The 26,497-nt window shown below is 56.9% G+C and carries 23 protein-coding genes; 18 read left to right on the top strand and 5 right to left on the bottom strand.

The window, feature by feature from the left end:
• Positions 1-201: 201 nt before the first annotated feature.
• A complete protein-coding gene (locus ACFSO0_RS00575) occupies positions 202-924 on the top strand; it encodes an APC family permease (protein WP_376874789.1) in 723 nt (240 codons plus the stop codon).
• Between the two features lie 9 nt (positions 925-933).
• Positions 934-1,779, top strand: a complete 846-nt coding sequence (locus ACFSO0_RS00570; protein ID WP_376874785.1) for an alpha/beta fold hydrolase — start codon at positions 934-936, stop codon at positions 1,777-1,779.
• 68 nt (positions 1,780-1,847) lie between these two features.
• On the opposite strand, the gene ACFSO0_RS00565 is transcribed toward ACFSO0_RS00570, so the two are convergent.
• On the bottom strand, positions 1,848-2,528 hold the full coding sequence (locus tag ACFSO0_RS00565; protein ID WP_376874782.1) for a hypothetical protein: 681 nt from the start codon (positions 2,526-2,528) through the stop codon (positions 1,848-1,850).
• Positions 2,529-2,686: 158 nt separating this feature from the next.
• Between ACFSO0_RS00565 and ACFSO0_RS00560 the strand changes: the two genes are divergently transcribed.
• The 3 genes from ACFSO0_RS00560 (at position 2,687) to ACFSO0_RS00550 (ending at position 5,977) form a co-directional block, all read left to right on the top strand.
• A complete protein-coding gene (locus ACFSO0_RS00560) occupies positions 2,687-3,436 on the top strand; it encodes a gluconate 2-dehydrogenase subunit 3 family protein (protein WP_376874779.1) in 750 nt (249 codons plus the stop codon).
• A 14-nt stretch (positions 3,437-3,450) separates the two neighbouring features.
• Positions 3,451-5,163 (top strand): GMC family oxidoreductase, encoded by a 1,713-nt coding sequence (locus tag ACFSO0_RS00555; RefSeq protein ID WP_376874776.1) that lies wholly within the window; start codon positions 3,451-3,453, stop codon positions 5,161-5,163.
• 130 nt (positions 5,164-5,293) lie between these two features.
• Positions 5,294-5,977, top strand: a complete 684-nt coding sequence (locus tag ACFSO0_RS00550; protein ID WP_376874773.1) for a uracil-DNA glycosylase — start codon at positions 5,294-5,296, stop codon at positions 5,975-5,977.
• Between the two features lie 74 nt (positions 5,978-6,051).
• On the opposite strand, the gene ACFSO0_RS00545 is transcribed toward ACFSO0_RS00550, so the two are convergent.
• Together ACFSO0_RS00545 and ACFSO0_RS00540 are read right to left on the bottom strand one after the other, a co-directional pair.
• Positions 6,052-6,693, bottom strand: coding sequence for a thiamine diphosphokinase (locus ACFSO0_RS00545; protein WP_376874770.1), 642 nt, complete (start codon positions 6,691-6,693; stop codon positions 6,052-6,054).
• Between the two features lie 13 nt (positions 6,694-6,706).
• Positions 6,707-7,024: a 2Fe-2S iron-sulfur cluster binding domain-containing protein gene (locus ACFSO0_RS00540; protein ID WP_376874767.1), complete on the bottom strand. Its 318-nt coding sequence runs from the start codon at positions 7,022-7,024 to the stop codon at positions 6,707-6,709.
• Between the two features lie 265 nt (positions 7,025-7,289).
• Here ACFSO0_RS00540 and ACFSO0_RS00535 point away from each other — a divergent pair, with 265 nt between their 5' ends.
• The 3 genes from ACFSO0_RS00535 to ACFSO0_RS00525 all read left to right on the top strand — a co-directional run bounded on the left by ACFSO0_RS00535 (position 7,290) and on the right by ACFSO0_RS00525 (position 12,314).
• The gene (locus ACFSO0_RS00535) at positions 7,290-8,201 is read left to right on the top strand and encodes a GNAT family N-acetyltransferase (RefSeq protein ID WP_376874764.1); all 912 of its coding nucleotides are present in this window, start codon (positions 7,290-7,292) and stop codon (positions 8,199-8,201) included.
• Positions 8,202-8,438: 237 nt separating this feature from the next.
• The gene (locus ACFSO0_RS00530; protein ID WP_376874761.1) at positions 8,439-9,614 is read left to right on the top strand and encodes a THUMP domain-containing class I SAM-dependent RNA methyltransferase; all 1,176 of its coding nucleotides are present in this window, start codon (positions 8,439-8,441) and stop codon (positions 9,612-9,614) included.
• Between the two features lie 51 nt (positions 9,615-9,665).
• Positions 9,666-12,314: a DUF4855 domain-containing protein gene (locus ACFSO0_RS00525; RefSeq protein WP_376874758.1), complete on the top strand. Its 2,649-nt coding sequence runs from the start codon at positions 9,666-9,668 to the stop codon at positions 12,312-12,314.
• 186 nt (positions 12,315-12,500) lie between these two features.
• On the opposite strand, the gene ACFSO0_RS00520 is transcribed toward ACFSO0_RS00525, so the two are convergent.
• The gene (locus tag ACFSO0_RS00520) at positions 12,501-13,139 is read right to left on the bottom strand and encodes a hypothetical protein (RefSeq protein ID WP_376874756.1); all 639 of its coding nucleotides are present in this window, start codon (positions 13,137-13,139) and stop codon (positions 12,501-12,503) included.
• 141 nt (positions 13,140-13,280) lie between these two features.
• The gene (locus ACFSO0_RS00515; RefSeq protein ID WP_376874753.1) at positions 13,281-14,543 is read right to left on the bottom strand and encodes an MDR family MFS transporter; all 1,263 of its coding nucleotides are present in this window, start codon (positions 14,541-14,543) and stop codon (positions 13,281-13,283) included.
• A gap of 517 nt (positions 14,544-15,060) precedes the next feature.
• Between ACFSO0_RS00515 and ACFSO0_RS00510 the strand changes: the two genes are divergently transcribed.
• From ACFSO0_RS00510 to ACFSO0_RS00465, 10 genes are all read left to right on the top strand, one after another.
• The gene (locus tag ACFSO0_RS00510) at positions 15,061-16,182 is read left to right on the top strand and encodes an aminopeptidase (RefSeq protein WP_376874750.1); all 1,122 of its coding nucleotides are present in this window, start codon (positions 15,061-15,063) and stop codon (positions 16,180-16,182) included.
• A 174-nt stretch (positions 16,183-16,356) separates the two neighbouring features.
• Positions 16,357-16,527: a hypothetical protein gene (locus ACFSO0_RS00505; RefSeq protein WP_376874747.1), complete on the top strand. Its 171-nt coding sequence runs from the start codon at positions 16,357-16,359 to the stop codon at positions 16,525-16,527.
• A 115-nt stretch (positions 16,528-16,642) separates the two neighbouring features.
• Positions 16,643-17,638, top strand: a complete 996-nt coding sequence (locus ACFSO0_RS00500; protein WP_376874744.1) for an RluA family pseudouridine synthase — start codon at positions 16,643-16,645, stop codon at positions 17,636-17,638.
• Between the two features lie 89 nt (positions 17,639-17,727).
• Positions 17,728-18,366 (top strand): YhbD family protein, encoded by a 639-nt coding sequence (locus tag ACFSO0_RS00495; protein WP_376874741.1) that lies wholly within the window; start codon positions 17,728-17,730, stop codon positions 18,364-18,366.
• Between the two features lie 4 nt (positions 18,367-18,370).
• Positions 18,371-19,093: a polymer-forming cytoskeletal protein gene (locus ACFSO0_RS00490; RefSeq protein WP_376874738.1), complete on the top strand. Its 723-nt coding sequence runs from the start codon at positions 18,371-18,373 to the stop codon at positions 19,091-19,093.
• Positions 19,094-19,313: 220 nt separating this feature from the next.
• The gene (locus ACFSO0_RS00485) at positions 19,314-19,979 is read left to right on the top strand and encodes a TetR/AcrR family transcriptional regulator (protein ID WP_376874735.1); all 666 of its coding nucleotides are present in this window, start codon (positions 19,314-19,316) and stop codon (positions 19,977-19,979) included.
• Positions 19,972-21,204 carry an efflux RND transporter periplasmic adaptor subunit gene (locus ACFSO0_RS00480; RefSeq protein ID WP_376874732.1) on the top strand — a complete coding sequence of 411 codons (1,233 nt, stop codon included), beginning with the start codon at positions 19,972-19,974 and terminating at the stop codon, positions 21,202-21,204. Before ACFSO0_RS00485 ends, ACFSO0_RS00480 begins: the two co-directional genes overlap by 8 nt.
• On the top strand, positions 21,201-24,311 hold the full coding sequence (locus ACFSO0_RS00475; RefSeq protein WP_376874729.1) for an efflux RND transporter permease subunit: 3,111 nt from the start codon (positions 21,201-21,203) through the stop codon (positions 24,309-24,311). Before ACFSO0_RS00480 ends, ACFSO0_RS00475 begins: the two co-directional genes overlap by 4 nt.
• A 188-nt stretch (positions 24,312-24,499) precedes the next feature.
• A complete protein-coding gene (locus ACFSO0_RS00470; protein ID WP_376874726.1) occupies positions 24,500-25,795 on the top strand; it encodes an HD domain-containing protein in 1,296 nt (431 codons plus the stop codon).
• A complete protein-coding gene (locus ACFSO0_RS00465) occupies positions 25,788-26,318 on the top strand; it encodes a YwgA family protein (protein WP_376874723.1) in 531 nt (176 codons plus the stop codon). The genes ACFSO0_RS00470 and ACFSO0_RS00465 overlap by 8 nt, the downstream gene beginning before the upstream one ends.
• Positions 26,319-26,497 lie beyond the last annotated feature (179 nt).

The following is a 26,497-nucleotide window of genomic DNA, read 5'->3' as shown; positions in this document are numbered from 1 at the left end:
TGTGCTAAAATCAAGGCACAACGCAGATTTCCTCCTTTTCAGTGGTTGTCTCGACAACTCCCACGATAGAGGAACATCTGCGTTTTTTCAATGTCTAGCACGGGTTATGGTGATGAATCCAAGAAAAAGGAAAACCGTTGTGGATATTTCCTGAATAGACGGTATAATTATTCCTATTGTGGATAGAGAGGAAGACAGGCAGTGAACGGGAAAACAGAGCTTCACCGCAGCTTGAAGCTGTGGCACGTCGTAGTCATCGGCCTGGGATACATGGCCCCGATGGCTGTTTTTGATACGTTCGGGATCGTGGCCGAAGAGACGGGAGGACATGTTCCGGCAGCGTACGCGGTCACGTTGCTCGCCATTTTGTTTACCGCGGCGAGCTACGGGAAAATGGTGCGGGTCTTTCCGTCGGCAGGGACCGCCTACACGTACACGCAGGAGACGATTCACCCGTACGCAGGATTTCTCGTCGGCTGGGCCTCGTTGCTGGACTATTTGTTTTTGCCCATGATTAATGCATTGCTGACAGGTGTATACTTGTCATCGGTATTCCCGGATGTGCCGACGCATTGGTGGATTATTGGCTTTATCTTGCTCATCACGCTGCTCAACGTGTTCAAAGTGACGGTGACAGCATCGGTGAATTCGGTCCTCGTGCTGTTTCAAATCTCCGTGGTCGTGATCTTTGCCGGTCTGGCCGTTCGCGGGCTGATGCACGGCGGAGGGATCGGGCAGGTGTTTACCGTCCGGCCGTTCCTGTCGCCGCTGATCGGCGTGACATTCATCGGCTTCCTGTGGCTTAGCCTGGACATCAAGTCCATGCTGCTCGGACTGATGTGGAGCTTCGTCGGTCTCGTCTACTTGCTGTATTTGGTGAAAGTCAAACAGACCCGGCTGGACCAGATGACATTCGGGGAGTGAGGATGAGCTGTGGACAAGCCTGTTTTTGCGGAAATCAGGAAGTGGACGCGAAACGGCATATCGGTGGAGTACGGGCTGGCGGGGCGGGCAGATGCTCCGGTCCTGCTGCTGCTTCATGCCATCCGTACGACGAAAATGCTGTTTGCGGGGATCGTACCCGAGCTGGCGAGACATTACCGGGTGATCGCCGTCGATCTCAGAGGGCATGGCGGTTCGGCAGGGGCGGGCGAGTATTCGTTTGCGGCAATCGTGGATGACCTCGTCGGCTTGCTGGATGCCGAGGGAGTAGAGCGGGCGACCGTAGCCGCCGCTTCCTTTGCGGCAGTCCCGGCCCAGCTGCTGGCTGTCCGCGAGCCTTGGCGCATCGCCCGGTTGATCCTGATGGACGGCGGCTTTTATCGGCTGGGGGAAATGCCGGGCTTCGATCTGGCAAAGACCGTTCAGCGGCTGGCGGACACGAGATTTGCTTCGGTGCAGGAGGCTGAGCGGCAATTTGCCGACAGGTACGGCGGCGGCAACCTGCCGCATGGGTGGATGGCTGCAGAGCTAGAGCGCAAGGAAGATGGCGGCTGCGGGTACCGCCTGGCGAAGGAGGCGTTCGCCGCGTATTTCCGCGAGTATGCGGCTTTTGACAAAGAGGCGCTGTTTTCGTCCATCCCCTGCCCGGTTCTGCTCTTGCTCGCGGACGAACGTCTTTTGCCGGACGATGAGCAGCGGGCGTTCATCCGCGATGCGGCAGCGTTCTACCGGCATTCGGTCGCCCGGGCAGACGTTCGCACCATCCCCGGTTCGCTGCACTTGCTGATGGTGACGCATCCGGAAGAGACAGTCAAGGCGATCAGGACATTCGCCTGAACCATATCGAGGACATAGAACGAAGGGACAAGCAATGGCGCTTGTCCCGTTTTTCGTGCCGGAAAAGGCTATGGCTTCGCTTCCCGCAGCAGCTTTTGGTACGCGGCAGACGCTTTGGCAGCCTTGCCGGTTGTCCCCATCTGTTTTTTCACTTGCTCAAAAGCGTCGATGCCTGACTTCGAGGTGACGGTCAGGACGCGCTGGTTGTGGCCGTACAAGCGATGGATTTGCGCGCGCGCCTGGGCAAGGGTCGCCTTGTAGTCACTCGTGCCCAGCGTCCCTGCCGTTTTTCGTGCGGACAGTTCATTTCCCCTCGCCGAGCTGCCGGTAAAGCTGCTGAGGAGGTGAGCTTGCATCGGGTCGATCTGGTTGATGGTTTGACTTCTCGCCGTAGCTGGGCAGAGGACGATCGCGTCGGGCAGGACGAGCGCCTGCACGCCGTGAATCCCGGCAGCGTTCAGCTGTGCCTCCACCTTGGCACTTGGCCCGCCGCTGTGTAGATGCGAGCTGCCGATGCTGCTGTAGACATTGCTTCCCATGCCGTTGTGCGTCGTTCCTTGCGCGTTGGTCGTCAGCTTCTTGTCACGGTCGACGCTGGGGATGACGAGCTCGGTTCCCGGTGCAGCAGGATGGATTGTCGATTGTGTCTGGGCAGGCGGTGCAGGGGGCGCAGCCTGGTTGCCGCAAGCAGTCAGCAATAGCGCCAAGCCTAGTCCGCCCGTGCCTGTCCATTTTCTGATGCGCTTCATGTCGATCCCTCCCAAGTAGGCTTTCTGCATACTTTTATCGTGCACAAGCCAATCCTTGCGTACTTATGGAGCTTATTGGAAAAAATCTTGGGAATGCTTGTTTAGCCTGCCGAAAAAATGCGCAAACAGGTGAATAGAGACATCAGGAGGTGGAAGTGTTGGCACAGACAAACAGAGACCATGAACAACCCGTATCGCGGAGGAACTTTCTGAAAAACACCGGGCTTGTGATTGGCGGATTGGTGGTGGGCGGGGTTGCAGGCAGCCTGCTCAACCGAACCCCCGCACCAGCGCCGCAGCAGCCGGGAGCGACGCCTGCTCCAGCGGCGGATTTCAACCAGGCTTTGATGTTCTTCACTCCCGAACAATTCAAGGTAGTCGACGCAGCCTGTGAGCGGATTTTCCCGGAGGACGAGAACGGACCGGGAGCCAAGGCCCTCGGCGCAGCCTATTTCATCGATCACCAGCTGGCAGGCGACTGGGGGTTCAACGCCCGCGAATACATGTCCGGTCCCTTTTACCCCGGCGAAGTCACGCAAGGCTACCAAGGCAGGCTGAAGCGGCGGGAAATTTTTGAGATCGGGATACAGGAAATGAACAACTACAGCCAGAGCAAACACCAAAAAAGGTTTTACGAGCTGACGCCTGAACAGCAGGACGAGGTGCTGAAAGCTTTTGAATCCGATGAAGTCAAATTGACGACTATTTCGGCCAGTGCCTTTTTCAAAATGCTTCGCTCGAGTACCCTCGAGGGCATATACTCCGATCCGCTGTACGGCGGCAACAAAAACATGGATGGCTGGAAGCTGAAAAATTATCCGGGTAATCAGATGGCATACACGCAAGTGATCGAACAGGACAAGTTTGTGAAGATGGCCCCTTTGAGCTTGCGGGATCATCAACAGTAAGGGGGAGACAAGACATGGCCAAAAAATTGCCGAAAGTCGACGTGGTCATCGTAGGGGTCGGCTGGGGCGGCGGAATTATCGCCTCCGAACTGACCAAACAGGGCTTGAACGTAGTGGGTCTCGAGCGGGGCAAGGAAAGAAAGACGGAAGATTACTACATGGTGCACGACGAGCTGCGGTATGCGCTGCGCTATGAAATGATGCAGGATTTGTCGAAAGAAACGATTACCTTTCGCAGCAATCCGAAAATCCGGGCTTTGCCGATGCGCTCCTACGGCTCCTTTTTGCTGGGAACCGGGCTGGGCGGCTCCGGCGTACACTGGAACGGCCAGACGTTCCGCTTCCTGCCGTACGATTTTGAGATCCGCAGCAAGACGATCGAACGGTACGGGGAAAAGAAAATCCCGGACGGCATGACGATCCAGGACTGGGGGATAACGTACGACGAACTGGAGCCTTACTTTGACAAGTTTGAACAGATGGCGGGCATCGCTGGCGAGGAAAATCCGCTGGCAGGCAAGCGCTCCAAGCCCTATCCGAATCCGCCGATGAAAAGCACGCCGAGTATGAAAATGTTTGCAGAAGCAGCCAAAAAGAAAAACTGGCATCCGTACATGATGCCATCAGCAAACCTGTCTCAGGCGTACACCAACCCGGACGGCGTTTCGCGGGCGGCCTGCCAGTATTGCGGGTACTGTGAACGCTTTGGCTGTGAGTACGGAGCGAAGGCCGACCCGGTCGTGACGGTCATCCCCGTCGCGCTCAAGACCGGAAAGTTCGAGATTCGCTCGCATTCGCATGTCCGCCGCATTTTACATAACGGAAAAAAGGCAACCGGTGTCTTGTATACCGATGTCACCACAGGAGAAGAAATCGAGCAGCCGGCAGACATCGTCGTACTGACCAGCTACGTGTTCAACAATGCACGATTGTTGCTGCTGTCCAAGCTCGGCCGTCCGTACGATCCGGCCACGGGCAAGGGCGTCATCGGCAAAAACTACGCCTATCAGGTCATGCGCGGAGGGGCTACGGGCTTCTTCGAGGATAAAGAGTTCAACTACTACGCGGGTGCGCTGGGCATGGTGCTGGACGATTTCAACGGCGACAACTTCGATCACAAAGACCTGAACTTCCTGCACGGAGCCAGCATCAGCCATGCGATGACCGGCCAGCGCCCCATCGCCAATAACCCTGTGCCGCAGGGGACGCCGAGCTGGGGCAAGGATTTCAAGACTGCGTCCCTCAAATACATGAACCGGACGATAAACGTCGGAGCGCAAGGAGCCTCCATGCCGTTCCGCCATCACTTCCTCGACCTCGATCCGACGTACAAGGACGTATTCGGCGATCCGTTGATCCGCATTACGTTTGACTTCGAGGAGCAGGACCGGCAGCTCGCTGCCTTCATGGCGGAAAAATGCGGGGAACTGCTCAAGGAGATGGGGGCAAGCAAGGTCGAGGTGAACGGAAAGCTCGGCCCGTATGATATTACCCCGTACCAGTCCACGCACAATACGGGAGGAGTCATCATGGGAGCTTCTCCGGAGACTTCTGCTGTGAACAACTACTTGCAGATGTGGGACGCCGAGAATGTCTTCGTGGTGGGAGCATCGTCGTTTGCCCACAACAGCGGCTACAACCCGACTGGAACGATGGGGGCGCTGTCCTACCGGTGTGCGGAGGGCATTTTGAAGTACCACAAGAGCGGCGGCGGAATGGTCGTCTGAGAGCCGGGTCAGCAGGCTGGCCAGCAGAGCGGCTCGCACCGGCCCGGGCGCTCGCCAACCTGTTCTTTTCTCCTGCCACCTCAGCCGTTATGATAGGAAGAGGCAAAACTATCGGACAAGGTGAGGGGCAATGGCTATTTTGCACAACGACTGGGCTGACGTACTGGCTGGCGAATTCGACAAGCCTTATTACCGAAAGCTGCGGCAAACGCTCAAGGAAGAATATTCGACGCATACCGTCTACCCGGATATGTACAGCATTTTCAACGCGCTCCATCTGACCGGGTACGAAAACACCAAGGTCGTGATTTTGGGACAAGACCCGTATCACGGGCCGGGACAGGCGCATGGACTGAGCTTTTCGGTGCGGCCGGGAATCAAGCCGCCGCCGTCGCTGCAAAACATTTACAAGGAACTGCAGAGCGACCTGAACTGCATCATTCCCGAGCACGGCTATCTGACGCACTGGGCCAGGCAGGGAGTGATGATGCTCAATACAGTCTTGACGGTGCGCAGCGGCTCGCCGAACTCGCACAAAGGTCTGGGCTGGGAAATTTTTACGGATCAGATCATCGCCCATCTGAATGCGAGAGAGACGCCGATGGTCTTCATCCTGTGGGGCAAGCATGCACAGGAAAAGGCGTCGTTCATCGATAACCGCAAGCACTACATCATCTCCTCCCCGCATCCCAGTCCGTTCTCTGCGAATCGCGGCTTCTTCGGCAGCCGCCCCTTTTCGCGGGCCAACGCGTTTTTGCGCTCCAGAGGAATCGCGGAAATCGACTGGCAGCTGCCGTTGGAGCCACAGGAATAATCGCCAAAAGGATCGCCTGTCGCTGGCTGGACGGGCGATCCTTTTTTGATCGGGCTTATCTCAAGGGAACGGGCCTAATCCTTGCTTTTGATGACGAGCAGCAGTCCGCTGCGTACCGAGATGGTGCCCGCATCCGCCGTCAGCACATTGCTGATTCCGAGCGTGTCTCCGATGCGGAGCGTGGCGTTCTCCAGCGGATACTGAAAGCCGGTGAGCGTAATGCCGGTCACTTCGGGGCTTAGCGGCAGCAGGGAGACGTGGGCGAAATGGTCGCGCTCCACCGTGAGCGTGCCGTCGGTCAGATGGATTTCGTTGTTCTCGTCGACGATTTTGCAGGGGATCTGGGCGTGCAGCGCTTTTCGCAGCAGATGCACATTGGCCAGGGTGTGGTCAAAGCGCGTGCCCAGAGCGCCGAGCAGAACGATTTCCGCAGGCTGTCGCTCCAGTGCCCAGGCGAGGGCCATTTCTGTATCCGTCAAATCTTTCATGATCGGGTCGCACGAGGTGACGGTCTGGCTGTTGTTTTCGATTTCGGCCCACTCCTCGCCACTCACCGAGTCGAAGTCTCCGATGGCGAGGCGGGGAGTGCAGCCGTGCCGGATGAGGAACAAGGCTCCCCTGTCTACGCCGACCAGCCAGTCGTCTTCGCGAATGTGGCGCAAGGCCCACGTGCCGAGATTGCCGCCGGCGAACAGCAAGATGCGATTCGGGTTCATGCAGTAGCCACCTTTATCTTTGTTTCAGGGAGGAAAAAGAGCTCTGGCAGGCAAGCCGATACCCCAGGGCCAGCTTGTCGCCCAGTTTTTCCCGTTCTTTGGCGCCTGGAGAGCGGAGCGCGGAGCTGCCTGCCAGAAGCTGGACGGAGCATTTTCCGCACTCTCCCTGCAGGCACTTGTAGGTCAGTGCCGCACCTTGGGACAGGGCAGCGGTCAAGAGCGTCTGGTCAGGGACGCAGCGCACGTCGTATTCCCGGCCGTTCTGTCGTATGCGCACGAGAGGGCTGGCCTGTTGCGCAGGGAGAGAGCGGCCGCTTGATGGGGTGCTCACTGCCTGCCCCCTTACAGGATGCGGGGGAATTGCTGTGGATTCGGCTTGGCGCGGTGCGGCAGCGGTGCCAGAGGAGGGCGTCCGCCCGGGGATCAGCGAGCCTACCGTAAGCTGTTTGTGCATAGGGACCTCCGAGTGATGCGCTTTTTTCCATCTTATCACGCCTTGGGGGCAAGGGACAGGGAGCGGTCATGTCGAATATAAGCGATTGAATATTTAGATTTTATTGATTAAAATATTTTTATCAAATGAGGCGGGTGATCCCATGATAACGATCAAACGAATGAGTGACTGTACGTTTTCAGAAGTGACGAAGGCTTGGAACCGAGGGTTTGAAGGCTACTTTTTCCCGATCTCCATGACCGAGGAAATGCTGGTGCAGCGTCTGGGGGCGGAGGGCTACGTGCTCGGCTTGTCCGTAGTGGCCTTCGACGGTCAGGAGCCCATCGGACTGGTCGCCAGCGGCCTGCGCACCATTAATGGACGAAAGGTGGCGTGGAACGGCGGCACGGGCGTCGCCACCGCCTACCGCCGCCAAGGGGTGGGACGTCGGCTGATGGAGGAGACGCTGGCTTTGTACCAGAAAGCGGGAGTACACGATGCCACGCTGGAAGCGATCAGCGAGAATGCCAAGGCAATCGCGCTGTACGAGCAGCTCGGCTACGAGGTCGTGGATCGGCTGCTTTTCTGGCAGAGGACGGATGCCCTCTCTGCAGATCATTTCGGGGCAAAAGCGGCGGACGGGAAGTATCGGGTGCGGCGCGTTCTTGCGCAGGAGGCGTCTGCACTGGCCTTTTACCAGGCAGATGCGCCGTGGCAAAACCAGTGGCAGAGCATGCGCGACGGGGAAGCCTTGCTGGTCGAAGATGCACAGGGCCAGGCTGTCGGCTACGCCATGTACAAACGGATGGCAACCGACGATGGGAAAATTTCGGCGATTGTGCTCCGCCACTGCGTCGCCCAGCCGGGACATGCCGATGCCGACACGATCCTGCGGGTGGCTCTCTCCGAACTGTATGCGCCGCATGAGCTGGAGTGCCGCCGCTCGACCTTTAACCTGCCTGCGTCACAGGAGCAGCTCTTGCGGATTTTGCAGGAAGCAGGCTTCGGACCGTCCGGCACCGAGCAGGTGTACATGGTGAAAAAAATGAAGGCGCCCGAAGAAACAGCCGTCTAGGTCTGACAGTGGCGCAGAAAAAGACTTTGCGGGAGGAGAGTCTGTCCCTGCGATTGCGTGGCCGCAGCGTGGGCAGCGCTCTCCTTCTTTGCCGTAGACGGGGCAGCGGTCGCTTCCGCCGCCTGCGAGACGGTCGCCCGCCCGAAATCGGACAACATTTCCAACGCGCTGCCCAAATCGGGTAATATAGTATAGGGGTAAGGCCCGAAGCCAGAAGGATGGACAGGAGATTGTAGGATGCAAAAAGTGGAATTGATCGCTACGGCGACTTTTGGACTGGAATCTGTGGTAGCGGAAGAGGTAAGAGGACTCGGCTACACGGATGTGCAAGTGGAAAACGGAAAAGTGACCTTTCGCGCAGATATTTCTGCAATCGCGCGTGCAAATTTGTGGTTACGAACCGCCGACCGGGTGCGTCTTAAGATTGGGGAGTTTCAAGCGACGACGTTTGACGAGCTGTTTGAAAAGACCAAGGCGCTGCCGTGGGCGGACTGGATCACGGAGGACGCGGCCTTCCCGGTAGAAGGAAAGTCCGTCAAATCGACGCTGTTCAGCGTGCCGGATTGCCAGGCAATCGTGAAAAAAGCCGTGGTGGAAAGTCTGAAAAAGACGTACAAGCGGGACTGGTTCGAGGAAAAGGGGCCGATGTACAAGATCGAGGTCGCCTTGCTGAAAGATGTGGCGACGCTGACGATCGACACGTCCGGGCCTGGCCTGCATAAACGAGGCTACCGCGGCCTGATCGGGACGGCGCCGCTCAAGGAGACGATGGCGGCGGCGATGATTCTGCTGTCCCGCTGGAAGCCGGATCGGGTATTCATGGACCCGTTTTGCGGATCGGGCACCATTCCCATCGAGGCAGCCTTGATCGGGCAAAATATCGCGCCAGGCATGAACCGCGAGTTCGTCTCCGAGAGCTGGCCAGCCGTTCCGAAAACGGTGTGGCGCGAAGCCCGGGCAGAAACACACGACCTGGCCCGATACGACCAGAAGCTGGACATCATTGGAACCGACATCGACGAGGAAATTTTGAAGGTCGCCAGACGCAACGCGGCGGAGGCCGGAGTCGACGACCTGATCCATTTTCAGCGGATGGACGTGCGCGATGTACGCACCAAGAAAAAGTACGGCTATTTGATCTGCAACCCGCCTTACGGGGAACGTCTCGGCGAGTGGAAGCAGGTCAGCAGGCTGTACGGAGAAATGGGCAAGACCTTCGCTGCCTTAGATACGTGGTCTTTTTACGTCATTACGTCAGACGAGCTGTTTGAAGAGCATTTTGGGCGCAAGGCGAGCAAGAAGCGAAAGCTCTACAACGGCAATATCAAGGTCGACTACTACCAGTTTTTCGGACCGAAGCCGCCGCGCCCGTCGTTTGTATCCCCTGCCGAACAAGAACAGCACCTGCGCTGACCGATTTTCTTGGACGGTAAAAAAGAGAAGGGGTAATTGGAGGAGAGAACAATGAGCAAGAAACAATGGGGGAGTCGTCTCGCAGCTGCCTGTCTGGCGGCTTCCCTGCTGATCACGGCTGCGCCGCAGGCTGGCGCCGCATCGCCTGCCGGCAGCGCGCAGGCGAAAGCTGCACAGTCCGAAGCGCAGGAGCAGAAGCAGGCTGCCGGGTTTACAGATTTGGATAACAGCTATGCCCGCGAAGCCATCAACCATTTGGCATCGCTGGAATTGATCAGCGGACAGGGAGACGGTCGCTTTTATCCGCAAAAACCGATTTCCCGGCAGGACATCGCCGTCTTGCTGACCAAGGTGGTCGGGCTGCTGCCGCAGGCCACGGAGAGTGCGAGCTTTGCGGATGTTCCGGCAGACAGCCCGTACGCGCCGTACATTTACGGCTTGGCGAAGCTGGGCGTCATGAACGGACGCGGCGACCAAACTGTCGGTGCGGCTGATCCGCTGACCAGACAGGAGCTGGCTGTGTTGCTCTCGCGCCTGATGCGGGCAAGCCAGGTGGCGCAGACAGCGAATGCGGCTGCCCCCGTGTACAGCGATGAGCAGGACATGGCCGATTACGCGCGTGAAGCCATCGAGACCGTCAGCGCCCAGCGTCTGATGCAGGGGGCAAGCGGGAAGTTCAATCCGCTCGGTACGGTGACGCGGGCAGAAGCGGCGGTCATCGCGGAGCGAGTATTGAACACGCGCATTCAGCAGGCTGATCAGGCGAAGTTTACGCTCTCTGCCGCTAAGCTGACCCTGATGGCAGGTACGAGCGATCGCGTGAAGGTGACGAGCGCGAACGGGGAAAAGCTCCCGTTTACACCGATCTTTGCCTTTGACCGGCCGGAGCTGGGAACGATCCTGCCTGATGGCACATTCGTCGCCGGGCCGACGCCGGGAAAAGGCAATCTGACGGTTACGGTGGGGTATCACAACGAAATCATTCCGGTGGAGATCACCAACGCGCCGGCACCTGCGAAGGGAGATGGCAGCGATGGTCAGGCTGGAGGCGGCGACACGGCTGCGGCCAACGACACGCAAGCCGGAGCCAGCGACAGCCAGCAGCCCGCAGGGGAGGGGGCGGAAGCGGCACAGTCAGCGGAGCAGGACGATCTGGTCAATGTGGCCCCGGGCAGCTTTACGTCGGTCAAAACGTTCGGGCCGGCGGACGCGTATTTCCAGTCCATCGAGAAGCAATATCCGGGACCGGTTGGCGGATTGGTTACCCCTTCCGACGAGTGGACAGGCTTCAATCGCCAGTTTGGCCGGAAGGTGACCGTGGCGCTGTCGCAGGATAAACCTTTGGAGCGAGTCGCCCTGACCTTCAAGCAGCAAAAGACTTCGGGGATTACGCTCCCGGATTCGCTGGATGTGGAAGTATCGCACGATGGCAAGGCGTGGTACTATGCTGGCAAAGCTTTGCACGATGTCCCGGCGTCCGAGGAAAAGCAGGTCGTGCGCACGCTTTCCGTGTCGCTGCCGGATGTAGAGGCCCGCTACGTGCGCGTCTCCTTCCCGGTAAAAGTATTCGCTTTTGCGAGACAGCTGGAAGTGTGGGCGAACGAAAATGCGCAGGCATGGCAGGGAGGACCGGTGCTCCTGCCGCCGCCGAGCCCGACGCAAATGATGGAAGACAAAAAAGCGGGCAATCGCGTGGAAAACATGCTGCTGGCCTACTCGGGAGCCTATGGCGACCGAGGCAACTGGACGAAGGATGACTTCCTCCCGATGGTAGGCTACCGCACTGCGGACGGCTACATGCGTGACCAGATGTTCGACACCGTCCTTTTCCTGCCGTATCAGGACATGCCTGCGACCAAACAAGGCTGGCAGGGTTATCTGAACGACCTGTTCGGGACCGATCGCCAGTTGGATGCGCTCAACAATGCGATGCGGGAGTACAACCGCCTGCGCGGGACCTTGTACACGACACCTACGCAGGAAAAAGTCGTGCTCGCTCTGCCGTACCCGACGATGAACCAGGCGAACTTCGGCAAGCTGGCAGACAACCAGCCGTCGCTTTCGTTCAATTCGGCGGGAATCGGGGAGGAAAAGGCGTACGAAAATCGCAAGGCGGCGCTGGAGTGGTATTTCCGGGAGTTGCAAAAGCGCTGGAACAAGGCCGATTATGCGTATCTGCAACTGGAGGGCATCTACTGGTTCCACGAGCTGATCGAGGACAGCGCGCCAAAAGAACGCGACCTGATCCGCAGCATGGCCAGCATGGTCCACAACGAAGCGCTGCGCTTCTACTGGATTCCGTATTACGGCGCCCCAGGCGTGCAGGAATGGAAATCGCTCTACTTTGACTATGCGTTCCTGCAACCGAACTACTACAGCGACAAGCCCGTCCAGCTCGACCGCATCGAAGGCGTTCTCGACACCGTCAGCAAGTACGGCATGGGCGTGGAGATCGAGGGAGACGAGCGGATGTACCGCGATCCGAAGTTCTACCAGACCTACTACAACCAGCTCGTCGCTGCCCACAAGCTCGGCATGGACAAAAACAACGTGCACGCGTACTACTACGGCTCCAAGACGCTGATCCAGCCAGCGACCAGCTCTGACCCGGTTATCCGTGGCATTTACGACGACACCTACAAGTGGATGCGCGGCAAATTCGACCGCGAAGAGTATTACGAAGCAAGCGAGATGCCGTAACGTCAGGCATGAACGTTGAAAAAGGGCCTGTTTCCCGATTGGTTTCGGGGAGTCGGGCTCTTTTTTCACGTGCAAAAGCAGAGGATGCCTGCCCGTGCAGCGGGCGAAGCGGAGAAGCCGAACGCGCTTGAGCGGCCAACCCAAAGACGCATCCCCGCAGCCGCTGCCTTGACCCCTACGTGCCGTTCAACGCCCCCCTGAACCAACGACCTGCCCATGCAAAGCCACCAAATCCCGCAAGATCATTTCTTTCACCGCATGCAGCCGCGGGCAGGGATGGTAGTAGTTTTTCCCTGTCGCACACGCTTTGCCAAACGTCGGCACCCCCGCAGCCGCTATCTCCTGCAGCCACATCTCCTTCAGCGAAGCAAGCGGGCGCGATGGACGCGACAAGCATCCCCAGCCCAGCAGCATCCACGGGTGCTTGACCAGCTCGTGGGAGCGGGTAATATGTTCATCCAGCGCCGTCTCGCCTGCCTGCAGCAGCGATTCAAACAGGGTGATCGCATCCGAGGCCAGCGGATGCTGCAAGGAAAACAGATTGTAGATGTGCAGCCTGCCTTCCAGCTTTCCCTGCTCCGCCTGCTGCTGGTAGATCGCTTCCGTCAGTTTGACCAGCTGATGCATGGTCGGGTCAAGCGAGGTCTGTCCCATGACCGTTCGATGAGGGGCAGGCCTTTCCCGGAACAGGGTGGACGAGCCTGGATTCAGCAAAAGGCAGCTGCCAAGCGACGCAGATGATTTCCCCCACTGAATATAGGCGGCTGTACGGTATACGTACTCTCCCTTTGTTTTGAAAGTGGCGAATGCTGCGGGCTGATTCATGGAAACTCCCTCCTGACGAGTCTTTCCTGCCTGGTATTCACTATATGCCAGATTTGGCGGGCTAGTACGAAAGGTGCAGACAAGAGGGGGACGCTTCCAAAAGAAAAAGCCGACTTTCGTTGGTCGGCTTGAACAAGCATATCAGGACGAGCTGCTGGACTCGGGGGAGTGGCGCTTCTCGGCAGGAATCAGGCGGAACAGCAGGACGTACACATACGCGCTGGCGAGAGTGACGGCCAAAATGAGCCCGAACACACCGACTGGCGGCAGCCATTCGGATAGCCCGATCGTCAAGGGAGCGATGAAGCGCCCGATGGAAAACTGCAGCGACGACGCCCCCATGTACTGGCCGCGCGCGTCCTCCGGCGAGTATTTGCTGATAAAGCTCTGCACGACCGGGGTGCGGATCAGCTCGCCCAGCGTGAGGACAGCCATACAGCCAAACAGCAGCCAGATGTTCGCGGTAAAGGCCATCAGGAACATGCCGAAGCCGTACAGGATCGACGAGATGACAAGGCTGTTGCGGTCGCTCCACTGCCGAAACCATTGCGTCACGGGCAGTGTGAACAGAACGACGAGCAGTCCGTTTAGCCCCATCAGCCAGCCGAATGCGCTGGTGCCGCCGATGGTAAAGGACCAGTCTCCCCACCAGATCAATGGCTGACTCGGCACGTACTCTTTCACGTACAGCGCCATGTACAGATCCAGCTGCATGAAGGCGAGCGCGATCAGAATGCCGGCGCCGATGTAGAGTGCGAATACTTTGTCGCGGAAAATGACCGAATACCCTTTGAATTGCTGGGAAATGGAGAAGCGCTGCGCCGCGTTCGCCCGGCGCACCTCGGCAGGCAGCGTTTCCTTGACCCAAAAGAAGATGGCACAGGCAAACAGCATCTCGATCATCGCGCAGATGAGCAGAAGCTCAAAGCGGTAATGAACAAAGAAAAAGGAGCCCAGGACCGGACCGGCGACGACGCCCACGTTCATCGCTGTGTAAAAGGTGGCAAAGACCAACCGCCGATCTTCCTCCGTGGTCAAGTCGGCTACCATCGCGGAGCTGGCTGGCCAGTAAAGCGAGCCGGCAATGCCGATGCCGATAAAGGCAAAATAGTCGACCAGAGGGGAAGGGGAGAAAGCGAACAGGCCAAACATGAGCGACGACGTACAGAGAGACAGCAGCATGGTAGGCTTGCGGCCGACTTTGTCCGCCAAATAGCCGCCGAACAGATTGGACACCATGCCCAGAAGCGGCGGCACCATCAGCAGGACACCCGCCACATCTTTGCCGAACGCGTCGCTGAAGTGCAGCGCCATAAACGGAAAGTACATCCAGAAAAAAGTGTGCGTGATGAGTTCCCCGACAAGACGCACCTTCAAATTCAAATCCCAATAACGCCAATGCATGACTAGACATCCTCCATTTCTACCGGGTACTTTGCCTGCAGGAGCCATGACCATCGCGATTCGCGCGAAAAAAAGCGCAAACGGGGAGAGGAATAGCTCTTCCGCTTGCGCTTTGACAATCGACTTATGAAAAGGGGACAAAACACCCGATTTGGCGAAGGCGGTCAATCAAAACCGTGCGCCGAAAAAACGGGGAACCCCACATTCGATCAGGAAAAAGACGGAAGCGGTTCTGGCATCCTGCAGTTTTCTTGCTACAGATGGATTGGTAAGAGGCAGTGCCCCTTATCAGAGGCCCACCTATGCCAAGACAACTACAGGAAATACCATGAACCAACACTCCCGTCCTTCAAAATTTTTTGCAGATCAACTCTTGTTGATTAGAATACTGCAAAAGCTGGAAACAATGCAAGGAAAATTTTACGAGTTGTCAGAAATAACTTGCATCATTGAAAAAAGTCTGTCCATTCGGTAAAATATATTTTATTAAATGATTACGTACGCGGGGGAGATGCGCATGCTGGATACACGACTGGTCAAACTGGCCGAAAATTTGCTCGGCCACTCGGTTCGTCTGCAAGAAAAGGAGACGCTGCTGATTGAGGTGCGCGGGGAAGGGCATGCGCTGGCCAAGGAACTGGTGAAGCAGGCTTACGCCAAGGGGGCTTATCCGTTCGTCCGCATCCTCGACCCTTCCATTCAGCGGGAACTGATGATGGGCGCAAGCGAGGAACGCGCCGCTCATCTGGCGAAATGGGAAGAGCCGATGTTCAAGGATCTGGATGCGTACATCGTCATCAACGGCCCGGTCAACGACAGCGAAATGGCTGACGTGCCGGTGGAGCGCCGCCGTGCGCATCAAAAGGTGATGCAGGAGCTAAACGACTACCTCATCAACAACGTTCGCTGGACGCTGCTCAACTACCCGACAGCGGCGATGGCGCAGAGTGCCAACATGTCGACGGAAGCGTTTGAAGATTTTTATTTCGACGTCTGCTCGGTCGATTACCGGAAAATGCACGAAGCATTCCTGCCGCTCAAAGAGCTGATGGATCGCACGGATCGGGTGCGCGTTGTCGGGCCGGACACCGACCTGGGCTTTTCGATCAAAGGTATCCCGAACGTCATCTGCTCCGGCTTGCGCAACGTTCCGGACGGGGAAATTTTTACGGCACCGGTGCGCGATTCGGTGAACGGAACGATTACGTTCAATACGGCGACCAGCTACCTGGGGACCAGGTTTGAAAACGTCAGACTGACCTTTAAGGACGGGAAGATCGTCGAAGCGACGGCCAACAACACGGAAAAGCTGAACCAGATCTTCGATACGGACGAGGGAGCGCGCTACATCGGGGAGTTTGCGATCGGCGTACATCCGTACATTTTGCACCCGATGAACGATATTTTGTTCGATGAGAAAATCGCGGGCAGCTTCCACTTCACGCCGGGCCGCGCCTATGACAACGCGGACAACGGCAACCGCAGCCAAATCCACTGGGACATGGTCAACATCCAGCGTCCGGAATACGGCGGCGGAGAAATCTGGTTCGACGACGTGCTGATCCGCAAAGACGGCCTGTTCGTCCTGCCCGAGCTGCAAGGGCTGAATCCGGAAAACCTGAAAGGGGAAAAGCGGTAGAACTCGTCTGGCAAGCGAAAAACGAATAGCCCGAAAATCCGGGAACCTGGAGCCATCATGCCGAGCATGGTGGCTTTTTTTACTTTCTAAACGAAAAAGTTTGCATATTTCCAGCGTTAACCATATACTTATTATACAAATAAGTTTACAAAGTTGGTTCGGGAGGGATTATCCATGATTCGCTTGGGATGGAAACATCGGCTGCACGCCTTTTTCGCAGGTCGCCTGTTCGGCTGCGAATATCACGCGGACGAAGGGTACGTGACCCAGATGCTGGAGCTGGGGCTGCAGGTGGCGGTAGATGACTTTGACCGCGCATTGGAAGAAATGCGAATCCATCTGTAGCAGGAGCGAGGGAGGAGAAGCGGCCTTTTGGTGTCCCTCCTCGCCAGCGAATCACTGGCAAAGCCATGTGTTCTTGTCTACAATAGGGAAAAAGCATGGAACAGAGGGATCAGACGTGAGTCTCAATGACTGGATGGAATACACCGTCACGGAAAAAGACATCGGAATGAGCGTGGAACAGATCGTGCGGCAAAAGCTAAGCGTATCGGGACGCATGCTGCAGCGGCTGACGAGGAGCAAAGGCATTATGCTCAACCGGAAGCCCCCGTTTTTGCAGCGGCAGGTAAAGCCGGGCGATACGGTCGCGATTCGGGTCGGGGAGCCACCGTCGGAAAAGCTGGCAGCGACAAAGCAACAGCTGCGGCATGACACGCCCCGAGAAAAGGGGTTGGAACAAACCTCCTCGCCAGAACATGCGACTAGCCAGGCACATGCTCTGCCGGTTGCCATCCTGTATGAGGACGACCATCTGCTGATCGCCAGCAAGCCTGCGGGCATGATGGTGCACCCGGTCAAGGAAGAACAGGCGGGCACGCTCGTCGACGTTCTGGCCGACCTGCTGGCGCAAAGAGGGGAGAGTGCCAGCGTCCACCCTGTGCATCGTCTGGACAAAGATACTTCGGGCGCGATTCTTTTGGCGAAAAACAGCTACGGCCACCAGCTTGCCGACCGTCTGCTCCGGGAGGGCGGCATTCACCGCGAATACGTGGCGGTCGTGGACGGGCAGCTGGCTGCCGAAAGCGGGACGATCGCTGCGCCGATCGGCAAGGACCCGAATCACCCGACGAGGCGGCGCGTAGCAGATGGAGGCGATGCCGCCGTCACGCATTACGAGGTGATGCAACGTTCTCCGTATATGACGATGGTGCGGGTCTGGCTGGAGACGGGCCGCACTCATCAGATTCGGGTTCACTTTGCCCATATCGGCCATCCGCTGGCAGGAGACATCTTGTACGGCGGAGCGAGAGGGCTGTTGCGCAGACAGGCGCTGCATGCAGTCTCTCTGACTTTCAACCATCCGCTGACGGGGGAGCAAATCCGCTGCGAAGCGCCGATGCCGGCAGATATGAGGCGGCTGATCCAGGCGGAATTTTCCTGGCATGTGCTTTGATCCGAAATAGGCTGTCTGGGGGCAGTCTTTTTCTTTTGACTTGCATAACGTAACAGTGTTATGTTACATTGTGTATGGAGGTGCTGCACATGGACCCGGAATTCATTTCAAAAAAGGAGCTGTTGGAGCTTACGGGCATTTCATACGGACAGCTGTACAGATGGAAAAGAAAGAACCTGATTCCGGAGGATTGGTTTATCCGCCGCTCGACGTTCACGGGCCAGGAGACCTTTTTCCCCAGGGAAAAGATTCTCGCGCGAATCGACAAGATCATTCACATGAAGGACGATTTGTCGCTGGATGAGCTGGCCGACATGTTTTCGCCCAATCTGGCAGGCGCGATGATCCAGTCAGAGCAACTTTTCAAACAAAACATTGTTTCAAAGCCTGCGTTCGACTTGTTCGTCCAGCATTTCGGCACCGCAGAGGCGTATCCGTTTCTGCACATCCTGTACGCCTACATCGCAGAGCGTCTGCTGGCGGCGGGAGAGATGAATCTGGACGAGGGAAAAGGATTGCTGCAAGTGCTGCAGGATCATTACCCTCGTTTTGAGGGGAAGCCGTGCGAACTGATTTTTGTCCGCAAGATGGGCATCTCCGCATTTGCCCTGGCCAGTGGCGCCGCCGAAGTATGCTTCGATAGCAGCGTGAAAGTAGTCAGCAGGCTGAACGTGGCCAGCTGTCTGGAGGAACTGAAAGCCAAACTTCAACTCAAGCAGGGAGGATAAGAGGATGAATCAGGACAATCGACCGGATCTGATCATTCACGGCTCGGTAAATGCTTCGGGAGGCGTTTACCGGGAAGTGAACGTGCACGGCTTTGGCAAGATCAAAGGAGATGTGGAGTGCCGCGAACTGCACTGCGCCGGCCACGTCAGCATCGATGGAGACGTGCAGGCGGACAATGTAAAGGTAGAAGGCAACGCGACCGTGCGCGGGGCGCTGAAGAGCGCATCCATGGAGGTGTACGGTCAGCTCGACGTCAACGGCGAAGTGGCCTTTTCCCAGCTGCGCGTGGAAGGCAACGCCAGAGTGCACGGGGGGCTGGCCGGCGAGGAAATCCAGGTGCGCGGCTTCCTGAAGTCTTCGGGCGACTGCGAGGCGGAGCTGTTCAAGGCAAAAGGCGCCTTTTCCATCGGAGGTCTCTTGAACGCAGGGCGCATCGAGATTTATTTGCACGGGGGGTGCGAGGCGCGGGAGATCGGTGGGGAGCACATTGAAGTGCGCAAGGCAGGAAACAGCACGCTTAACAAGATCATGAAGCACATTTTCAACAATACGTTGTCCGCAGGCTCCGTGGAGGGCGACGAGATTTATCTGGAGTACACGCGGGCCAAGGTCGTGCGGGGCAACAATATCGAGATCGGGCCGGGCTGCGAGATTGATCTGGTCGAGTACACCGGGGAGTTTCGTCAAGCCGGCGATTCCCAAGTAAAAGAGCACGTAAAGCGATAGAGACAGCCTCCCATACATTTTCGCACTCGAAAAGTCTGACGCCGCGGCGCTCAGGCTTTTTCGGGTGTGCTGACAGGTTGCATCGGCTATCGTCAGGGGGAAATGTAAAATTTCGTTTGAAAGCGCATGCAAGTATTTACATGCATGAGGGCGCAGGATATAATAACCTTGGCAAAAATTACAATGACAGCAAGCACTTGCATGAAAAAGGAGGAGCGACATGGAGCGTCCCCATACAGAACCACCTCAAGGAGGGAGGGGGGAAGAACAGGAGACACGCGAGCGCATTTTGGCGGCTGCCAGTCAGCTGATGGCGAAAAAAGGCTACAAAGGCGCGACGACCAAAAAAATCTCCCAACTGGCGGGGGTCAACGAGGTCACTATTTTCCGTCATTTTAAAAACAAGGGAGCAATTCTTGAAGAACTGTTGAAGGGAATTTTGGATATACGCCAGCAGCTGGAGAGTGCCCTGCAGGGCGAGTTTTCCACACTGAAAGAAATGCTGCAGCGCTATGCGCGGGCGTACTACGAAATCCTCGTGGATCGCAAGGAAATTCTCATGATCTGCATGATCGAGGCAGACAATCACCCGGAGGTCATCAGGCTGTTCAGCAGTGTGCCGATGACAGGGGTGGAGGTATTGAGCGCGAAGCTGCAAGAGTTTCAGGATCAGGGGTATCTGCCGAAGAAGGACGCCTGCACGGCGGCGTTGATGTTTGTCTCGACTTTTTTTTATGCCTTTATGGCAAAATACCGCGTCAGTTTAGATGCCGATTTTCAGGAAGAGGAGCTGTTTGCAGAGGCTACTGACATCCTGATGAACGGCATTACGGAACAAGGAAGACAGATCGGTCAGGTACACAGGAGCGGAGGGTGTCATGAATAAAAAATGGCTTGTTTCTGCAGTGATGATTAGCTTGTTGGCAACGTCGGCTTGCAGTGAAAAAGAACAGGCGCAAGCGCCGGTAAAGGAAGTAAAGCAAGTAGTTTGGGAAAAGGTCGTGCAGGAGCGGGCTGCGTTTGTATCGGAGCTTTCCGGCACGCTCCAGCCGCTGGAAGAAGCGGTCGTCTCCTTTGAAGTCGGGGGACGCCTCGTCGAGCTGAACCGCAAAGAAGGAGACAGCGTCAAGGCAGGAGATGTCCTGGCCCGCGTCAATGCCCAGGATTACTCCTTGCAGGTCGCATCCTCGAATGCGGCTGTCCAGCAGACTGCAGCGGCGCTAAGCAAGGTCAATAACGGAGCGCGCGAGCAGGAGGTCACCCAGGCGCGGCTCGCGGTCGAAAAAGCGACAGCGGCTTACCAGAAGGTGCTGGATGACTTCAAGCGCATCGAGAAGCTCTACCAGGAAAAGGCCATTTCCAAAAGCGAGTACGAAAGCGCCAAGAACGGGCTTACGATCGCGGAGAAGGACCTGCAAAATGCGCAGCAAGCCTTTTCGTTGGTCACCCAGGGGGCGCGTCCCGAGGACAAAGACTTGTCCCGGGCAAGCTACAATCAGGCAGTAGTCGCCCAGGAAATGGCAGCGACGACGCTGGCAAAGACCCAACTGCGGGCGCCGATCAGCGGGACGATTCTGGCGAAGCTGTCCTCGACAGGCACGCTGGTCAGCCCGGGTACGCCGGTGTATCAGGTCGGCAACATCGACACGCTGAAGGTCGTGCTGCCCGTTCCTGACCGCGAGATTTCCGCCTGGAAAACAGGCGAGACGGTATCGCTGGAACTGTATGGGCAAAAGCGGGATGCCAAGGTCGTGAAAATTTTCCCTGCGACTAACGAGAACACGGGTACCATCGGGGTCGAGGTGCAGGTGCCGAATCCGAAGCACGACTGGTTTGCGGGGCAAGTGGTCAAGGCGACCAAGACGCTGAAAGGGCAGGAAGGCATTTTCGTCCCGGTCGAGGCGGTCCTGAGCAGAGGGGAAAGCGACGCGCATGTGTTCGTCAATGCGGGAGGAAAAGCGGTCAAGACTGCCGTCACCATCGGCCAGCTGGCGGGTGACAAACTGGAGATCAAAAGCGGGCTGAAGCCAGGAGAAGAGCTGATCGTCAAAGGCGCGGACCGGCTGTTTGACGGCGATCCGATTGAGGCAGCGGGAGGTACACAGCCGTGATCGAGTACATCGTACGCAAGCGGAAAATTACGCTTTTGTTTTTCGTCATGATCGTGCTTGTCGGCTTTCTCAGCTTCTTTCAGTTGCCGAAGCAGGAGTCGCCGGACATCATCATCAACATGGCGACCGTCACGACGATCTACCCGGGAGCTTCGCCGGAAAAAGTGGAGCAGACTGTCACGAAAAAGCTGGAGGAAAAAATCAACGAGCTGCAAGGGCTCAACTATATTTCCTCGACCTCGTCTCTGGGCGTATCCTCGATCATCGTGGAGACCAAAAACGGTGTAGACCCCAAGCAGAAGTGGGATGAACTGCGGAAAAAGGTGAAAGATGCGGAGGCGGATTTGCCTGCTGACGCGAAGCAGCCAAAGATCAACGACGACCTGAACCGCACCTTCGTCCAGACGTTCGCAGTGACAGCCGATACGACCGAGCATCTGTACAGCCTGCGTTCGATGATGAAGTCGTGGAAGGAGCAGCTGCGCACGATCCCGAACGTCGCGGACGTGACAGTCGAGGGCCTGCCCGAGGAGGAAGTACACATCGAGGTCGATACCCAGAAGCTGAGCCAGTACGGGCTTACCTGGGGTCAGGTCATGATGGCGGTCAAAAAGGAAAATGAAAAAATTCCGCTCGGAGACCTGACGACCGACAAGCGGACCTATCAGCTAAAGCTGGCAGAGACGGCCAATGTGGAGGAGCTGAACCGCGTCATCATCAGCCGCACCCAGGAAGGGTACCCCATCTATCTGAAAGATGTCGGCACCGTGAAACTGACGACCGAAAGCGTCAAGGCGATCTCGTACTATAACGGCAAGCCGTCCATCTCGGTCAGTGTCAATGCCGAGACAGGCAGCGACGTGCCCTCCCTGCAAAAGCGCGTAGATGATATGATGGTCACGCTGCAAAAATCTCTCCCGGATTGGGCCGAGAAACATTCGATCTATAGCCAGAATGAACGGGTAGACGATTTGTTCTCCGATCTTACCCGGGAAATGTCGATCGCGATCGTGGCGGTTCTCCTGGTATGTACACTCGGTTTGAACCTGATTACCTCCTTTGTGGTGGCGCTGGCGATTCCCATTTCGCTGGCAGTCGGCATGCTGTTCCTGCCGACCTTGGGCATTTCCCTGAACATGATTTCGATCGTTTCCCTGATTATTGTCTTGGGAATTCTCGTGGACGACGCGGTCGTGGTCAATGACAATATCGAGCGCCGCCTGTCCGTCCTGGGCGAAAAACCGCTGCAGGCCGCTGTCAATGGCGCGAAGGAAGTGTCCATCTCCATCGTGACGGCGACGCTGGCGACGATCGCCTCGTTTGCTCCGCTCATGTTTTTGAACGGGAATGCCGGACAGTTCATCCGTCCCGTCCCCGTCATCATTTCCCTGACGATGCTGGCATCCATGCTCATGTCGCTCACGATCATCCCGATTTTTCGCCAGTGGTACGAGCAACGCCGAAAAGCAGGCGCAGACGGCTACCGGAAACCGGCCGGACTGCTCGGCAAGCAATTGACGGAATTGACGAAATGGTACGCGACCCGGCTGATGCCGAAAATTTTGCGCCGTCCGCTGCTCGCCGGGATGATCGGGGTGCTGATCGGAACGGCGGCTTACGGGCTGATTCCGTTGACGCCGGTGCAGCTGTTCCCGAACGACGACCGCCCGGAATTTCTTGTCAATATTCGCGTCCCGGTAGGCAGCAGCATTCACGAGACCGATCGGGTCGTCCGCGGCGTTTCGGAATGGATCATGAAGCAGCCGGGGATTGAGTCCGTCGCGTCTTACGCAGGCGGAAGTGCTCCCAAAATGTTCGGAGGCGACACGGCGGCAGGCAACGGGATCACGGTAGGGCAGCTCGTCGTCCGCTTCGACAAAAAGAAAGCGAAGATCGAAGACATGATGGAGCCGTGGGCGGAGGAATTCAAAAAGATGTATCCGGAGGCGACGATTTTGCCCAAGCAGCTCGAGGCAGGGCCACCTGTCGGCAAGCCTGTCGTGATCCGCATCTACGGTGAAGATATTGAGACGCTCCGCTCCCTGTCGGCGCAGGTCAAAGATCTGGTAGCGGACACAGCAGGGACGTACGACATCCAGGACGACTTCGGCGTGGAGCGGTACACGCTCGAATTTGTCGTCAACAAGGATCTGATGGAGCAAAAGCTGATCAACTACACCGATTTATCCCAAACCTTGCGCCTCGTCAGCGAAGGCATTACCGTCAGCGAATTCGATTCGGGCACAGACCTGCTCGACATCAAGCTGTTCCTGCAAAAAGGGCAGGAGGAGCCGTCCGTCCTGTTCCAGCGGCTTAGCGTTGCGAACGCACGGGGCGAGCTGATTCCGCTGTCCCAGTTGGCCGAAGTCAAGCCGACCTTCAGTACGCAGACGATCCCCCATCGCGATTTGTCGCGCAGCGTGACTGTCTCGAGCGACCTGAGAGGGCGGACTGCTACGGAAGTGATGGCAGAGATTGGCACCAAGCTAAGCAGCCTCTCGCTTCCGGAGGGCTACCGCTATGAGATCGGCGGGGAGACGTCCGAGCAAACAGACATCTTCATTGATATGGGCAAACTTTCGGTTCTGGTCGTCTTCCTGATCCTCATCCTGATCGCCATGCAATTCTACTCGCTCACCATTCCGGTGCTGGTCATGAGCACGGTCTATCTGGCGGTGTCCGGCAGCCTGATCGGGCTGTTCGTCACGCAGACGCCGCTGGGCTTCATGACGATGATGGGCGTCATTTCCCTCTCCGGGATCGTCGTGCGGAACGGGATCGTGTTTATCGAATTTATCGAGGAGGCCCGCCATGCCGGGGTAGAATTGAAGGCGGCGGTCATTTCGGCAGGGGAAGCGCGCTTGCGGCCGATTCTGTTGACCTCCCTGACAGCCGTGGCTGGTCTGATGCCGCTCGCCATTTCCGGCGACGTGCTGTTCAAGCCGCTGGCGGTGACGATCATATCGGGTCTGCTGTTCTCCACCATGCTGACGCTCGTGGTCGTCCCATCCTTTTACACCGTGCTGGCGCAGCGAAAATTGAAAAAGCAGGCGAGACGGGCAGCCAAGCGTCCCGATTTGTACGGAGCGGAAGCGGAAATGCATTGATCGCAACGCTGCGGCTGTCACGGCTGCTCGCCGGGGAAGAAGTGCTCGCAGGGGCGCTTCTTCTTTTTGTGCAGGTTTTTTGTTCCACAAGTATGATAGACGAACGGCTGATGCCGTTTTCCCGCAGGAAAAGGCTGTGATATGATAGGGGCAACTACGAGAGAGAAAAGCGGAAAGGAGTGTCCAGGATGCAACAGCCACAGCTTCTCCATGAAGAAAAGGTATTCAAAGACCCGGTGCACCGCTACGTCCACGTGCGCGACCAGTTCATTTGGGATTTGATCAACTCTGCAGAATTTCAACGGCTGCGCCGGATCAGGCAACTGGGCACCAGCTATTTTACTTTTCACGGCGGCGAACACAGCCGGTTCAACCATTCGCTCGGCGTGTATGAGCTGATGCGGCGAATTTTGGAGACGTTCGAGGAGCGGATTCACCTCACCTACGAAGAAAAGCTGCTCTGCCTGTGCGCCGGTCTGCTGCACGACGTGGGCCACGGCCCCTTTTCCCATTCCTTTGAAAAAGTATTCCGCTACCACCACGAGGACTGGACGCGGGCGATTTTGCTCGGCGATACGCAGATCAACCGGATTCTGCGCCGCTTTGACGATGATTTCCCGAAGAAGCTGGCGGAGGTCATCAACAAGACGTATGACAACAAGCTGATCGTCAGCCTGATCTCCAGCCAACTGGACGCGGACCGGATGGACTATCTGCTGCGCGACGCTTACTACACGGGGGTCAATTACGGCAACTTCGAGATCGAGCGAATCTTGCGCGTGATGCGGCCGCAGGAGGACGGGATTGTCTTTAAATTCAGCGGCATGCACGCGGTCGAGGACTACATCATGTCCCGCTACCAGATGTACTGGCAGGTGTATTTTCACCCGGTGACGCGCAGCGCGGAGGTCATCCTGCGGAAAATATTCCAGCGGGCCAAGCTGCTGTTTTCCCAAGGCTATCCGTTCATGCAGGAGCCGGTCATGCTGCTGCCCTTTTTACAGGAAAAGGTCGAGCTGCAAGATTATTTGGCCCTCGATGAATCTGTCATTTTGTTCTACATGCAGCTGTGGCGCAACGAGGGAGACCCGATCTTGAAAGATTTGTGCGGGCGTTTTCTGGACAGGAATCTCTACAAATACGTCGAATATAACCCGAGAGATTTCCGCTTGCTGGCAGAGTTGAAGGACATGTTCCAACAGGCGGGCATCGACCCGATGTATTATTTGGAGGTAGACACCACATCAGATCTTCCGTATGATTTTTACCGTGCCGGCGAAGAGGAAGAGCGGATTCCGATCATGCTGCAGATGCCGTCGGGAGAGCTGGTCGAGCTTTCCCAGAAGTCCGAGATCGTGCAGGCCATCAGCGGCAAGCGCCGGTTTGATTACAAATTGTACTTTCCTTTAGATAAAGTCATGGCTTTGCCGGGGGACCTGTCCCGGAAGATTCGAGAACGTCTGGGAGTGATGGAAGATGCTTAATCGTCACGCCAAAATCATACGCTTGATAGAAATCGTAGGCGAAGTGAGTGGGCGAAAAAAGCTGCAAAAAATGGTATACATAGGAAAACATCTGCAGATGGACTTCGATGAGCGCTATGAGTTTCACATGTACGGCCCGTATTCGGAAGAGCTGACGCTGCGCGTGGACGAGCTGTGCAACATGGGCCTTTTGGACGAGCAAATGGAGAGCAAGGGCGCGATCCATATGTACCGTTACAAGCTAAACGAGACGGGACGCGACTTTCTCCGCTTCCACGAGGTGGACTTCGGCCGCGGCGAGCGTGCCATCCGCCGCATGAACGAGGAAAACTCCCGCTTTTTGGAGCTGGTCTCGACTATCCTGTATTTCAATGACCTGCCCTATGAGGAAATGAAGGCGAAAATCTTCACCTTCAAGAGCAAGCAGCGCTACACCGAGGATGAAATCCGGAAGGGCCAGGAGTTTGTGGAAGAATTGCGGGAATTGATGAAAGAGGACAACAACGAAAGTACGGCGATGTAGGGGCGGGGGACGTATGGACTGAACTTGCGAAAGTTTGGGATGCGTCTTTTTTTCTGTGGAGGGCGGGCTGTGGAGCGGTTTCAAGTCAAGGAAGACATGGAATGGCTGCGATGCAAAGGGGGCTGATCATCCGTACCCCGCGGTCGCCGCAGTATCGGAAGTATGGAGGCTCGGAAACT

The sequence above is a fragment of the Brevibacillus sp. GCM10020057 genome (assembly GCF_042683565.1).
Classification (GTDB): domain Bacteria; phylum Bacillota; class Bacilli; order Brevibacillales; family Brevibacillaceae; genus Brevibacillus.
This window is presented reverse-complemented; position numbering and strand designations above follow the sequence as displayed.